Here is a 13,204-nt window from a genome sequence, read left to right as displayed (position 1 = left end):
TATTATTTTTTAATTGATGCCTATTCATTATCCTTATCTTTTATATAGTTCTTATATGATTTTAGATTTTCCATTGATTTTTCTAAAGGCTCTCTTGTCTTTCTGCCATCTTCTCGCAATTTCTCATATGGAATGGTATAGAATATTCCATCTTCCTCATTCCAAAGTTCACTTCCATCAAAATATTCCTCCGGATAAATTTTTTCAACATTCCATGGATGTAAATAGTATTCTTTATTTTCTAAATCATACTTTAATTTCCTCCAATCAAATTCTCCACATACTGCCTCAAAAATCCCCTCTATCATCAGTTTCATAGCATGTTTTTCTAACTCTTCCTCTGAATATATAAATATTTCTTCAGATTCATTATCATATACATCATCATACTCAGCATTTTCTTGTATTATTTTCGCACGTTCATATATTTTTTCCTCTCTTTCTAACACTTCTTTATCATATTCATTTTTACCATTTTTAAGATAATCTGACCATTGTGGAAAGCAATGTTTATTAAAATCCGAAACGCTTATTTTTCTTGGTCCACCATCATCCGGCGTGCAAATATCATAAAGCGATTTACCATTTACTTTGGTATTTTTTAGAATTCTCTCTATTTGCTTTCTATACCCTCTTAATCCATCACCAGTATATTCATCCAGACTGGCTTTGTCTTTAGTTGGCAGTTTATACATTTTCACTAAATACTTTGTTAATTCAGTTAGTTTGAAAGCTCTGCTTTCAGTTGGCTCATGATTTCCACTTTTTTTCGACATATTTGTACCTCTTTTTATTTATGTATATATCTTTTTATTTATATACATCTAAATATATACTATATACCTTTATTTTGCAAGTATAATTTTTAGTTTGTACATATTTTTGTTTCATTAGTTTATATACATATATGTATATAAATGATATAATCCAAGCATACTTAAATCCGGATCAACAAGTATTAATAATTTCAAATATAAAGGAGTTAGTATGAGTTTTACTACATTACTAAAAACAAACTGTGGAATATCTCAGGTTTCACTGGAAACAAGATTTTTTGATAAAAGGTGTATCAATATCAATGGTGATATAACAGATATTTTAGCTCTTGATTTTACAGATAAAATATTGGAATTAAATCTGGAATCAGATCAACCTATTACAATACTTATAAACAGTCTTGGTGGAGAAATAAATAGTGGATTATTAATGTATGATGCTATAGTTGGTTCAAAAGCGCCTATACGAATGATATGTAGAGGAAGAGCTTATAGCATGGGAGCCATACTCTTTGCTTGTGCAAATGAGCGATACATGCTTCCGAACAGTGAGCTAATGTTACATCAACCTATACTTGGTGGAAATGTAGCAGGTAATGCTTCCAGTATAAAGAGTATTTCTGACAGTATGCTTGAAACCAAGAGAAAATTAAATGGACTATTATCAAAACATACCGGTAAAACTGAAGAGGAAATAGATATAGCAACAAGTTTTGATCATTACTTTTTACCTGATGAAGCGATAGGCTTTAACTTATGTGATAAAGTAATTGATTTTGCAAAAATAATTGATTTAATAAAAGAGGAGGAATGGTAATGTATAGGAAAACAGACAGAGTTGTATTAGGTGATGGTAAGGACTGTATATTCAGTTCTGATACTAATGTAACCGGCATAAATAACAATGTAATGGTCGTAGGAGGCTCCGGCTCAGGTAAGACAGTCTCTATAGCAGAGCCTTTCCTATTAGAATCAAATAATAGAAATATAATTACAAGTGTAACCAAAAGAAGAATTGTAAAGAAGTATACACCATTATTAGAGGAGAGGGGGTACAAGGTATGGGATCTTGACTTTGTACATCCGGAAAATGGTAATGTATCTTATGATCCATTAAATTATATTAAAAGCTATCAAGATATAATATTTATTGCTAGAGCCATAGTTCAAGCAAATGTTGATATTAATAATAAGAATCTTGATCTCTACTGGTATGAATCCGCTACATCTTTATTTGTAGCTATCATATCCTATATATTAATAGAGTATGATGATCCGGACTTTTCTGATGTATTGGAAATGGTTGACAAACTTAGTTATAGTGAAAAAGATGGAACTATAGTGACTAATTATGACTCTGACTTTGAGCTTTTACAAAAGTATAATCCATTAAATATGGCAAGTGTTAACTGGATGTCTTTTAAAAGATTACCTGTCAGAACAGCTGGTTGTGTATTTTCATTTTTAAATACTGCTCTTGCAACTGTATTTACACCTGAGCTTAGAAAAATGTTTAAGATGAAAAATAGAGTAAATTTCAATGATTTTACAAAGGAAAAGTCGGCATTATTTATTACAAGCAGCCCTGTAAACCCCTCTTTAAACAGCTTTATAAACATGTTTTATGCCCATACTTTTAAAGAACTTTTTGAAATAGGAGAAATGCAAGACAGTGGTGTACTTCCTATTCCTATACACTTCCTGGCAGATGACTTTGCTACAGGATGTCCTGTACCTTTATTTGATCAATATATTTCCATTTTTAGAGAAAAAGGAATATCTGTAACTCTCCTAATACAATCAGAGTCTCAGCTATCTTCCCTATATGGATATCAAAGCTCTACTACTATTATCAATAATTGTGATACCTATGTGTACATGGGATCAAATGATTTAGCTACTGCAAAAAACATTTCTGACAGAGCCGGTATAATGCCTGAAGATTGTTTAAGCATGAAATTGGGTAAACAGATCATATTTAGGCGTGGTTTAAAACCTATATTCTGCAAAAGATATAATGTTTTTAAAAATAAAAAATATCAAGAAATTACTAATAAATTTAAAGATTCACATGTTGATAAAATAGTTATTAAAGACAGGCATTCATTTATTAAAGAACTTAAACGTACTGCTAAAAAATCAGAAGACAGCTGCATTGTTGATGTTTGACAAATACTATTTATCCTAAAAACTTTCGAACTTATGCTTGGTTTGGAAGTTTTTCTCTATATTTACAAGCCATGCATTTAATGATAATATTTAAAGAAATCAACTTTAAACATATTTTAAGGAGAATGTAGAATGAAAAAGAAGCTATTTACCTTATTCTTGTTATCATTTTTAATATCTTCACTTTCAGGATGCCAATCATCCAAAGATAGTAATACCTCCTCTGTTGCACAGGAAAGTGAATCTCTCTCAAAACAAGAGCCTTCCAAAGAAGAAAAAACTACCGCTTCATCAGAGAGTGATCTGACTCAAGCTTCAGTAGATGATAAACTTTCCATATCAGAAAGTATCTATTTTCCGTATGAAAATTTAAATGAGTTAACTATTAATGAAAAGACTGATAAGGACAGCTTAAAAAATATCATCAGCAAACTCCCTGAGATAGCTGAATATATACAACTTAGTGATGTGGAGTTAAGTAATGACTCTTCGACAATCACAATCAAATATGATGAATTTTATGAAGGTGCAATCGCATCCAGGCTTTATGATATTGATTTAACACCACCCGGCATAGATGAAAATCCTTTGTATTCTTCACCATATATATTTCCAAGGCTTGACAATAATGCTTTACTTTTAATAATAGCCAATGATTCCATATCATATGTAAATTATGAGATTTCTGTACCTGAGGAATTTTTTGATTCAAAACCTCTTACTCTAGAACTTGCAAGAGAAAACTTTACAAAGCACTTAGGTGATATATCTGATGCTAGAGAAGATAAAAGCCTTTATGATATTTTATTAGATCATGATAACGCCATATTTGCCAATAGAATACACCTTAATGGTGTAGTCCTTGGTTCTGAAGAAGAAGTGCTCATTAAAAGATATAAAGAACCTAATGAAAAAAATGGAAATAATTATATATATCTTTCCGAAGATAGCACTATAACATTTAGGCTCGAAAAAGGAAAAACTGAAGATAATCTATTAACTGTTACAAAGATTTCAGTTCGCCCACTTAAAAAAATCATATATGAACAGTTTTTCCCACTCAGTATAGGATTATTACCTGAGCAAAATGGAGATTTAAGTAAATCTCGTGTTGTGGGCTACCTTGGAGAACCTAGAATAAAAACCTCAGATACTTATTATTATAGACTAACCTCCGGTTTATCTGATTATCTATACTTTACATATGATGATAATGAAAATGTAATAGAATATGGAATGGTAAGAGAAGAACTGGCATCTAAGAATCATTAAATTAAAATATGGCTGTTGGAAAATTCCCCCACAGCCATATTTTTGTTCTTAAAAAAGCTCCCTTAGGTCAGATTGGCTTGCAACTCTTTTAGAGCATCTTCCAAACAATTATACCCTGTATAATATACCCTTCCATCAGAAGCATAGCCTATAGTGGTATTACCAAAACTTCTACCCTCACATATATTTACAAATTCTTCTCCACACACTCAAGTGCCGCTTCAACTACCTTGTCCATATCATAGTACTTATATGCACCAAGTCTGCCGCCAAATATTATCTCGGGTCTGCTTTTTGAAAGCTCCACATAGCTTTCATATAGAGCATTGTTCTTTTCATTATTAATAGGATAATATGGTTCCTCACCCTTTTGCCACTCTGTAGGATATTCTTTTGAAATAATGGTGAAGTCCTGATTGCCGTATTCAAAATGCTTATGCTCTATAATTCTTGTAAACTTTACATCTCTTTCTGTATAATTTACCACTGCATTTCCCTGATAATTGTCGGTATCAAGCCTTTCATCCTCAAAGTATACTCTTCTGTACTCCAGCACTCCAAGTTTATAATCAAAGAACTCATCAATCATTCCGGTATATACAGTTTTATCAGCTATATCAGGATTTTCCTTTATGAAATCTCTGTACTCGGTATTTGCCCTTACCTCAATACCTTCAAGAAGCTTTTCAACTATTCCGGTATATCCTCCAATCGGAATACCCTGGTATCTGTCATTGAAATAATTATTATCAAATGTAAATCTCAGTGGCAATCTCTTTATAATAAATGCAGGAAGTTCCTTTGCATCTCTGCCCCACTGCTTTTCCGTATATCCCTTTATAAGCTTTTCGTATACATCTTTTCCTACCAAAGATATAGCCTGCTCTTCCAGATTCTTAGGATCTGTAATTCCTGATTCCTGTCTTTGCTTTTCTATAATTGCCTTTGCCTCATCAGGTGTTTTTATATTCCAAAGCTTACTGAAAGTATTCATATTAAATGGCAGATTGTAAAGTTCATCCTTATATATGGCAACAGGTGCATTGATATAATTATTAAACTCCGCAAAATTATTTACATACTCCCAAATCTTTTTATTTGAAGTGTGGAAAATATGAGCACCATATTTATGAACATTTATTCCGTCTACATTCTCTGTATAGATATTTCCGGCTATATGATTTCTCTTATCAATTACCAAAACACTCTTACCACGCTTCTTTGCCTCATATGCAAATATTGCTCCGAAAAGCCCTGCTCCAACTACTAAAAAATCGTATTTCATATACTACTCCTTATCTATATCTTTCCAACTATCAAATAAATTACAATAGTTGCAATCATCATACTTTCCTGTATATATGTATATCTTTCCACCTTACTTACAATCCTGTACTTTGTAGGATTCTTCTTATATTCAATAAATTTCATAGAGCACCATACTGTATTTGCAAGTATTGCCACTACAGAGATCTTATTCAAATTCCATACCAAAACTACATTTGTAAGTATATCAAGCCAAGTAAGAACAAATACAAAATCAACACATTTCTTATATCCAAACAGCTTTGAATATGTGACATATTCTGTTTCCTCTTTAGGTGCACGAATCTTTCTTGAAATCTCCCAAATAAGTGCAGGAAAATAAAGTGTCATAATCGCCATCAAATTTGTAATATCAAATATCGGAAGTTTATACTTCATTATCGCATAAGAAATAACATATATATTTAATATTATCTGTACCGGATTATGTGTAACCAAGGCAAGTGGCAATGACTTTGCTATCTTATGCTTTTGGAAGAACCATACCGCCATCAAACTTCCATAACTGTAAAGTATCAGACAGAATATAAAATTCCTCATAAAAAGTATATTTATAAAAATAGTTATTCCGATAAGTATAATAGCAAAAATTCTCAAATCATCCTTATGTACTCTACCTGATGGAAGCGGTCTGCTTGCAAAAAGTCTGCAATCCAGCTCATAATCCTTAAAATCATCCGCAATACGCAGCCAAAGTAAAAAGCTGAATATTGTAAACCCTCCAATTATTACACCTATTACATCATGCTGTATAAAATAAGATATTAAATCAGACTGACCTTTAACCTTATCAAATAAAAGTAGTTTTTTTCCTGTTACTCCATGATTTAGAAGTACTATAAAGTAAATCTCCAAAAACACAATGTAGCCAAGACATAGTCTTGGAATGAGCGGAAACATTTCATTAAAATAAACTCTAAGCCTTTTTAACCTTTCCATATCCTATCCTCTCCCCGATTCGGATTTTAGTTTCAAGATTTCTTTTGCTGTTTTCTAAGATATCTCTGTCTACCTCTATTTCCCTGCCAACTATCTCAACTATACTTGATCCGCCATATGAGAAAAAACCCTTTTCCTCACCTTTGTGAAAGCAGATTTTTTTATGGTTATGAATATGTCCTACAAGCATTGCCCCTATCTCCATATGGAGCATATCTCCGCTATTGGTTTTCCAATATTCCAGTACTCTTTTATTCTCTGCAAATGCTCTCCAGTAGGCGGCATCTCTTCTGACACTTTCAAGTCTCCCGGAAATTTCTTTTCTTTTCTCACATCTTCCTGTTAGCGGATAAATATATCTGTGATAATCACAAAGACTTAGTCTGTATAATAAAAGATATCCACCTCTTGCCCAATCAGGCAGTGGAGCTTTCAACAATTTATCTGTATTGTAAACATTGCCCTTTATCATTATACTAAGTTTTTTATTTCCAAGATAGAGTTTTCCGTCATAACCTATTTTAAATACTCGAAGTTTTCCACTTGCAGTTGCAAGAAAGCCCTCATTATCCACATTTATCTTTTCTTTTCTTGAAAAAAAATTGGCAAAGCTTTTAAAATTTCTCTGTAAAAGCCCTCTATCCAAGTTGTATTTTTTTATAAAGCTTTTTATCTTATTTTTAGACAAGGGACTTTTATAATATATCGACAGCAATTTTGAAAAATATGGCCTTGCAAAAAAAAGTTTTAAAAATAACCTGCCAAAAAAACTGTGATATAAAAATCCTATAATTTTTGCCGAGTCTTCCTCTTCTTTTATTATTTTACCACTTCTTCTATCAATTATTTTCAAAGTATCACCTATATCAGCAATAAAGCTATAAACACAATAGCAAGAATCAAAAAAGCTATTCTGATATACAGATTCGGCTTTCTTATTTTCTTATTCCACAAAAATACCAATATTAAAAATATATACAGACACTCAATCGGTAAAGCCAAAAAGCTCTCTATATACTTTGCAATAACCACATACAAAGATATAAAAAATGCGGAGTATGTTACAGCAAGTCCTGTAAAATAAAGCTTATCCTCACTTCCCTTGCAGTTAAAATACGACAGTCTTATAATTACCGCCAAAATATAAAAACTCACAAGTACAAATGAAATATATATATTTTTAGAAAAAAAGCTTATATATATCTTTGCAGGAAACAATCCAAATGAAATCAGATCAGCAAACGAGTCTATCTGAACTCCAAAGTTTTCTTCAAACTCAGTCCTTTTATACATCCTTGCAAATATTCCATCAAATGCATCACAAAGTCCTGCAAGCATCAGTAAAATAGTAGCAAGGTACAAGCTCTCTGCAAATAAAATCCCGAATATCGAAATCAATACACCTATATAGGTAAGTATAACACTTGGATGATATACTCCCAAAAATATCCTTTTCATATCATAAATACTTTCTTACTTTAAACAAAATCAAAATCATATTTACAGCCACATGTGTGATCCCACCAAGTAAAACCGCCAAAATATATTGAGGAAATCTAAGACCTGCAAATATTGCAAGCACCAGCATTACTCCTATCATTGAATCTATCTGATCATATACGAATGTAACCATATTTGCCGGAAATCTACCTCTTGTAGTCGCATCTATATCAAATCTTCTTTTTATAAAGCTGTTTGGCAGCTCAAAGATCATATATGCAAATCCAAATAATGCTCCGGATAAAAGATTAAAATAAACTGTATTGGGATAATTTTTATAAATCAGATTGTAATGCTCCAATCTCATATACTTTAAAAATACTCCCCAAATTATAGCTGCTATTGAAGTGCCAAGCACCATTCCTATAAATCCAAGCAAACTCTTACTGTCACCAAAAACCCTCTTTCCATTTAAGCTTTTACCGCCATCTATAGGTATTCGTAAAAAATCAAGCGCCTTTATCTTTACAAAAAGCATATTGAAAACTCCGCCAAGGATTACAGGAAGCATACTTATATACAGTGATATGATCATAATACCACTCCTAAATAATTTATACATTCTATAATCTGTACAGCAAAGAATGCTATGCCAAAACAGAGCACTCCGGCAGCTCCCATATCCTTAATCACCTTTATCTCCGAATGAACCTCTTCTGAAATAAAATCCGAAATATGTTCTATAGAAGTATTTATACATTCCATGCCGTAAACAGCTGCAGAGGTAAGAATATATGCAAACCAGCCGGCCTTATCCGGCTTAAATACAAAGAAGTCCAAAAGAAAAAATATAATATCTATAACAATGTAATACTTATAGTTTTTTTCTGTCTTTAGAGCAAAAATAAGTCCTTCTATGGCACAATGTATACTTTTTAAAAATGTCTTATTCTTCATCTATATCTCCGGATATTAAAGCATTTTTTCAAGCATCACATACTTTCTTTGCTCTTTTATCTTGTCCTTAAAATACCCTCCACTTGCCTTACCGGCGTGAATAAGTGCAGATATTCCGCTTGCCTTTTTTACTTTAAGCATATCTACAACCTGTTGTGAAAGTGCCGAGCCAAGTCCAAGACAGTCTCTTTTAACTCCCATATATAAGAGTACATATCTTTTTGCATGTGCCTTTATATTCATCACCTTGAGTAAGAGTGCAGGTGTTCTTGCTTTACAAAGCAAATTTCCATAATCAGGCAGGCATATTAAAAATCCCTTTAATATGTCGTCCTTATATGCAAGAAAAACCATCTCCGGATCTATTACCATTTTTAGAGGCGAATAAAGCTTTACAAAGTCCTCTTCAGATATCATCTTAAATCCGCAAAAGTCTTTATAGCCTTCCATCAAAACCGGATATATATCCCTTAGATATTTTTCAAAATTGTCTACATTCGGATGGGTAAATATATATCCTTCATCTTTGGCATCCCACAATCTCTTCCTTGCCTTTTCGCTGTCAAAGCTTTCATCTGCAACATCAAAGAAGTTTGAAAAATACTCTTCGAATACTTGAAATCCGTTCTCCTCCCAAAGTTCTTTATAATATCCCTTATTTGCAGGCTCTCCAATATATGGCAAATCTTCAGAAGTGCAAAAGCGATACCTTGCCCAGAAAGAAAGGTCTATAGGCCCCAAAATTTTATTTTTTCCTTCCTCCCTTGCAATACTCTCTGCAGTTTTTAGCAGTTCTTTTACCACTTCACTGTTGTTGACAGACTCAAAAAATCCTATATATGCAATATCATCTTCATAAAGTGAAAGTAGGCATCTGGCTAATACTTCATCCTTTTTATTCTTTGCTATAAGCGGTATTATCTTTACACCTTTACATAATATATTGGTGTTTTCTAAAATTTCTCTTTCAAAAACCTTATCCTGCATTATATGTTTATCATCATAGATTTTTGAAGGAAATCTGAGGAATAATTCCTTATCCTTGTTCTTTTTTACTATGATTACAGTTATCTCACTCAATTTTGCTCTCCCTTTTTATCTTGCAGTATCCCTTGTCGCCATCAAGCTCCACTATATCACCACTTTTTATCTGACTCATCAAATCTGTGATTCCAACCACTGCGGGCTTCTTTAACTCTCTTGCAACTATTGCGGTATGCGAAAGTAAAGAACCTCTCTCTGCTAAAATTCCCTTTGCTACATCAAGAAGAAGAAACCATCCCGGATCTGTGGAATAAGCGGCTATTATCTTATCCTTCACATCCTTTAATGACACAGTTCTCATATCTGTGATTTTTATAACTTCACCTGTAAGTTTTCCGCTTGAAACTCCTCTTCCTGTAAGAAAATCTCTCCCGGATTCTTCATCACAAACACTTCTGTCCATAAGTGAAAAATCAATAACAGGATTCCCCAAAAGCTCAACTTTTTTAATAGTCGGAAGCTCATTGTATACAAGCATCAGCCTTTTTTCTTCTTTTATATCCTCCGTAAAGTCTACTTCTGAAAATATCATATCCCTTATTTGTGGAAGGGATAAATGATAGATATCTTCGCCAACAGTCTTTGATCCTATTTTATCTATAAGTTTTCTCATGAGCCCAAACAATCTGCTTCTGTTCATCCTTGAAATCTCTCGATAATTGGTTGAGCTCCTTGCCAAAGACTTCTTTATCTTCATAGTACTTTTATTAATATCCTGTACGGGAAGCATCGCCCTTTCTTCCACCATTTTATCAATCAGTTCCGGATTTGTTGCAAATGTCCTTGTCTCAAGCTTCAGCTCCCCTATAGTTCTGTCACCATAGTATTTGATATAATCTGTTTTCTTTTCTTTGTATTCATCTGATCCCGCACCGAACTTTGAATATGTGTACACCAATTCATTTAACGCTTCTACCGGTTTTTTACTTTCAAGTGACAAGGTATTTTTCACCCTTTTTCCGGCAAAATATGTGGACAAAAATGATACCATATCATTTATCAATGTCCAGTCCCACTCTTTAAAGAATACCTCTTCCATTTCCAAAAAAAGATTGTACAGCTTTTTTGGATCCTCTTCATTTTCAACTTTTACATTATAGTATTGGAATTCTTTTTTGAAAAATAGTGAAAGATCCGCCATCTTTTTTTGTGAGATTAAAAACAGATAAATAGTTGAAAAGAAAAGCTTTGTTTTTATAAATAAACTTGGTCTTTTTTTAGAAAAGTGTATTTTTTCATCCTCTACACCAAGCATCTTTTGCCAAATAGGGATAATCTTTGAAGAGAAAGGTAATAATCTTAAAATATCGTACCAGCTGCTGATTTCATAATACATCCTTCCCCCAAAATCACTGACCATATGCGTAAACAAGTCTTCATACCTGTTTGCTGATTTTCCAAGTACTCTTCCTATAAGTCTTGTAAATATCCTTGTGTATACCTCCCCGGCAAAGCTTCTGGTCAGTTTAGAACTCACTCCGGGGTAGCTTTCCGCAATGTTGCTGTTATCTAAGATGTGAATATTTTTTGTAAAATCAAGACTCGTAATTTCTCTTGCCTGTAAAATATATATTTTTTCATCCTTGACGGCAAACTCTATATCCATAGGCTTTCCAAAAAGCTTTTCAATTCTTTCTCCGTTTTTTTCAAGTTCTTTTACAAGGTTCTCAGGAAACTTCAAGGCATTTCCCTCTTTATATGTAGCTCCGCCTCTGTAGTGATGATAGGTAATTGTTTCGGCTTTATCCTCTACTATACTACTTCCAAGTCCTTTTCCTACCACTATCACCGTCTCATTTAAGATGCCCTTAGGATTGGCTGTAAATAAAACACCTGAATATTCGGAAGCCACCATTTCTTGAATTATTACGCTTGATATTTTGTTTTCTGCCTGTATACCAAGCTTTTCTTCATAGTATCTATTTTTATAACTGTCTACCACTGATTTTATAGCCTTATCCACTTCTGATTTTGGAACATTTAAAACAGTTAAAAATTGTCCTGCATAGGAAAACTTTTTACCATCCTCATGTGCATCATTTGAGCGAATGGCAAAAAGTTCTGAATCAAAATATGAAAAGTCGATCTCATCCCCCGGATAAACTATTTTAAACTTTGGAACTTTAAAGCCGTTTTCTTCCAAAACCTTTAAGTTTCTTGCTTTCATAGTTCTCTCCGTATGACACTGCATATCCTCTCTACCTCAGCCTCTTCCAAATCAGGATATATTGGCAATGTCAAAACCTTTTTTGAAATATCAAGTGCAATAGGTGTTTCATTGGCATCAAAGCTTTCACTATAACATTCATAGGCATTTGTACATGGGTAAAAATACTTTCTTGCAAAAATATTTTCCTTTGCCAGACTGTCATATAACTCGTCTCTATCACCCTTATCAACAACTATCGGAAAGTATGCATAATTGTATGTAACATCATCATTGTATTTATTAAGTCTAATAGACTTTATATCTGAGAGTCTCTCTGTATAGAGCTCACAGATCCTCTTTCTTTTTTCTATGTACTCGGAAAGATGCTTCATATTGCAAAGTCCCATAGCGGCCGCAAACTCATTCATCTTTGCATTGCTACCCACATACGGAACATTTTCCTTATCCGCAATACCGAAGTTTTTCAAAAAATCCAAAGACTTTCTTCTATCTTTATCTCTGAGAGCTATAGCACCACCTTCTATAGTGTTAAATACCTTTGTTGCGTGAAAGCTGAATATACTCATATCTCCAAAATCCGCTACACTCTTTCCTTTATATCTCTCACCAAATGTATGTGCCGCATCATATACTACATATAATCCATGCTTTTTTGCTATTCTCTCAATAGCTTCCACATCACATATATTACCATACACATGTACAGGCATTATAGCTCTGGTATCTTTTGTTATAAGCTTTTCTATTTTTTGTGGATCTATTGTAAAATCATCTCCCTTAATATCGCAAAAAACCGGCTTAAGTCCATTTCTTACTATGGCATGTGTGGTAGAGGCAAATGTAAATGGCGTCGTTATAACTTCACCTTCTATCTTTAGAGACTGTAATGCAAGCTCCAATGCCAAGTGTCCGTTTACTGTAAGAACTATATCCATATCGTCCATAAATTTACTTAAAGTATCTTCAAGCTCATTATGTACATCACCCATATTGGTGAGCCAGGCACTCTCCCATATCTTATCTACATACTCAAAAAATTCCTCTTTAGGAGGCAATGTAGCCTTCGTGACAAATATTTTCTTTTCTTCCTTCATACGCCTCCTTATATATC

14 protein-coding genes are annotated in these 13,204 nt (G+C 33.1%); 3 read left to right on the top strand and 11 right to left on the bottom strand.

Going from position 1 to position 13,204, the window contains the following annotated elements; translation table 11 throughout:
- Positions 1 to 20 precede the first annotated feature (20 nt).
- The gene (locus tag D4A81_RS01335) at positions 21 to 776 is read right to left on the bottom strand and encodes a hypothetical protein (protein WP_111523859.1); all 756 of its coding nucleotides are present in this window, start codon (positions 774 to 776) and stop codon (positions 21 to 23) included.
- 211 nt (positions 777 to 987) lie between these two features.
- On the opposite strand from D4A81_RS01335, the gene D4A81_RS01330 reads away from it, so the two are divergent.
- The 3 genes from D4A81_RS01330 (at position 988) to D4A81_RS01320 (ending at position 4,217) form a co-directional block, all read left to right on the top strand.
- On the top strand, positions 988 to 1,593 hold the full coding sequence (locus tag D4A81_RS01330) for a ClpP family protease (RefSeq protein ID WP_111523858.1): 606 nt from the start codon (positions 988 to 990) through the stop codon (positions 1,591 to 1,593).
- Entirely contained in the window at positions 1,593 to 2,945 is a 1,353-nt protein-coding gene (locus tag D4A81_RS01325) for a type IV secretory system conjugative DNA transfer family protein (RefSeq protein WP_111523857.1), read from the top strand. The genes D4A81_RS01330 and D4A81_RS01325 overlap by 1 nt, the downstream gene beginning before the upstream one ends.
- A gap of 132 nt (positions 2,946 to 3,077) precedes the next feature.
- Entirely contained in the window at positions 3,078 to 4,217 is a 1,140-nt protein-coding gene (locus D4A81_RS01320) for a hypothetical protein (protein WP_111523856.1), read from the top strand.
- A 62-nt stretch (positions 4,218 to 4,279) separates the two neighbouring features.
- On the opposite strand, the gene D4A81_RS13315 is transcribed toward D4A81_RS01320, so the two are convergent.
- Genes D4A81_RS13315 through D4A81_RS01275 form a run of 10 tightly spaced genes read right to left on the bottom strand, consistent with a single transcriptional unit; the run spans position 4,280 to position 13,187 of the window.
- The gene (locus D4A81_RS13315) at positions 4,280 to 4,426 is read right to left on the bottom strand and encodes a hypothetical protein (RefSeq protein ID WP_207665684.1); all 147 of its coding nucleotides are present in this window, start codon (positions 4,424 to 4,426) and stop codon (positions 4,280 to 4,282) included.
- A complete protein-coding gene (gene glf / locus D4A81_RS01315) occupies positions 4,405 to 5,502 on the bottom strand; it encodes a UDP-galactopyranose mutase (RefSeq protein ID WP_111523855.1) in 1,098 nt (365 codons plus the stop codon). The genes D4A81_RS13315 and glf overlap by 22 nt, the downstream gene beginning before the upstream one ends.
- Positions 5,503 to 5,516: 14 nt before the next feature.
- Positions 5,517 to 6,482, bottom strand: coding sequence for a UbiA prenyltransferase family protein (locus D4A81_RS01310; RefSeq protein WP_111523854.1), 966 nt, complete (start codon positions 6,480 to 6,482; stop codon positions 5,517 to 5,519).
- Positions 6,460 to 7,335, bottom strand: coding sequence for a phosphatidylserine decarboxylase (locus tag D4A81_RS01305; RefSeq protein ID WP_111523853.1), 876 nt, complete (start codon positions 7,333 to 7,335; stop codon positions 6,460 to 6,462). The genes D4A81_RS01310 and D4A81_RS01305 overlap by 23 nt, the downstream gene beginning before the upstream one ends.
- 8 nt (positions 7,336 to 7,343) lie before the next feature.
- Positions 7,344 to 7,940 carry a CDP-alcohol phosphatidyltransferase family protein gene (locus D4A81_RS01300; RefSeq protein WP_111523852.1) on the bottom strand — a complete coding sequence of 199 codons (597 nt, stop codon included), beginning with the start codon at positions 7,938 to 7,940 and terminating at the stop codon, positions 7,344 to 7,346.
- A 1-nt stretch (position 7,941) separates the two neighbouring features.
- Positions 7,942 to 8,517 (bottom strand): CDP-archaeol synthase, encoded by a 576-nt coding sequence (locus D4A81_RS01295; RefSeq protein WP_111523851.1) that lies wholly within the window; start codon positions 8,515 to 8,517, stop codon positions 7,942 to 7,944.
- Positions 8,514 to 8,879: a diacylglycerol kinase gene (locus D4A81_RS01290; RefSeq protein WP_111523850.1), complete on the bottom strand. Its 366-nt coding sequence runs from the start codon at positions 8,877 to 8,879 to the stop codon at positions 8,514 to 8,516. The genes D4A81_RS01295 and D4A81_RS01290 overlap by 4 nt, the downstream gene beginning before the upstream one ends.
- Before the next feature lie 15 nt (positions 8,880 to 8,894).
- On the bottom strand, positions 8,895 to 9,959 hold the full coding sequence (locus tag D4A81_RS01285) for a hypothetical protein (protein WP_111523849.1): 1,065 nt from the start codon (positions 9,957 to 9,959) through the stop codon (positions 8,895 to 8,897).
- Positions 9,952 to 12,090 carry a PEP/pyruvate-binding domain-containing protein gene (locus D4A81_RS01280; RefSeq protein WP_111523848.1) on the bottom strand — a complete coding sequence of 713 codons (2,139 nt, stop codon included), beginning with the start codon at positions 12,088 to 12,090 and terminating at the stop codon, positions 9,952 to 9,954. Before D4A81_RS01280 ends, D4A81_RS01285 begins: the two co-directional genes overlap by 8 nt.
- Positions 12,087 to 13,187, bottom strand: coding sequence for a DegT/DnrJ/EryC1/StrS family aminotransferase (locus D4A81_RS01275; protein WP_111523847.1), 1,101 nt, complete (start codon positions 13,185 to 13,187; stop codon positions 12,087 to 12,089). Before D4A81_RS01275 ends, D4A81_RS01280 begins: the two co-directional genes overlap by 4 nt.
- Positions 13,188 to 13,204: the final 17 nt, after the last annotated feature.

Source organism: Lachnoanaerobaculum umeaense, from assembly GCF_003589745.1.
GTDB classification, from domain to species: domain Bacteria; phylum Bacillota; class Clostridia; order Lachnospirales; family Lachnospiraceae; genus Lachnoanaerobaculum; species Lachnoanaerobaculum umeaense.
This window is presented reverse-complemented; position numbering and strand designations above follow the sequence as displayed.

Excerpts from the sequence above, each read along its gene's own strand:
- D4A81_RS01335 (WP_111523859.1), bottom strand. The coding sequence starts at position 776 with ATGTCGAAAAAAAGTGGAAATCATGAGCCAACTGAAAGCAGAGCTTTC.
- D4A81_RS01330 (WP_111523858.1), top strand. The coding sequence starts at position 988 with ATGAGTTTTACTACATTACTAAAAACAAACTGTGGAATATCTCAGGTT.
- D4A81_RS01325 (WP_111523857.1), top strand. The coding sequence starts at position 1,593 with ATGTATAGGAAAACAGACAGAGTTGTATTAGGTGATGGTAAGGACTGT.
- D4A81_RS01320 (WP_111523856.1), top strand. The coding sequence starts at position 3,078 with ATGAAAAAGAAGCTATTTACCTTATTCTTGTTATCATTTTTAATATCT.
- glf (WP_111523855.1), bottom strand. The coding sequence starts at position 5,502 with ATGAAATACGATTTTTTAGTAGTTGGAGCAGGGCTTTTCGGAGCAATA.
- D4A81_RS01310 (WP_111523854.1), bottom strand. The coding sequence starts at position 6,482 with ATGGAAAGGTTAAAAAGGCTTAGAGTTTATTTTAATGAAATGTTTCCG.
- D4A81_RS01300 (WP_111523852.1), bottom strand. The coding sequence starts at position 7,940 with ATGAAAAGGATATTTTTGGGAGTATATCATCCAAGTGTTATACTTACC.
- D4A81_RS01295 (WP_111523851.1), bottom strand. The coding sequence starts at position 8,517 with ATGATCATATCACTGTATATAAGTATGCTTCCTGTAATCCTTGGCGGA.
- D4A81_RS01290 (WP_111523850.1), bottom strand. The coding sequence starts at position 8,879 with ATGAAGAATAAGACATTTTTAAAAAGTATACATTGTGCCATAGAAGGA.
- D4A81_RS01280 (WP_111523848.1), bottom strand. The coding sequence starts at position 12,090 with ATGAAAGCAAGAAACTTAAAGGTTTTGGAAGAAAACGGCTTTAAAGTT.
- D4A81_RS01275 (WP_111523847.1), bottom strand. The coding sequence starts at position 13,187 with ATGAAGGAAGAAAAGAAAATATTTGTCACGAAGGCTACATTGCCTCCT.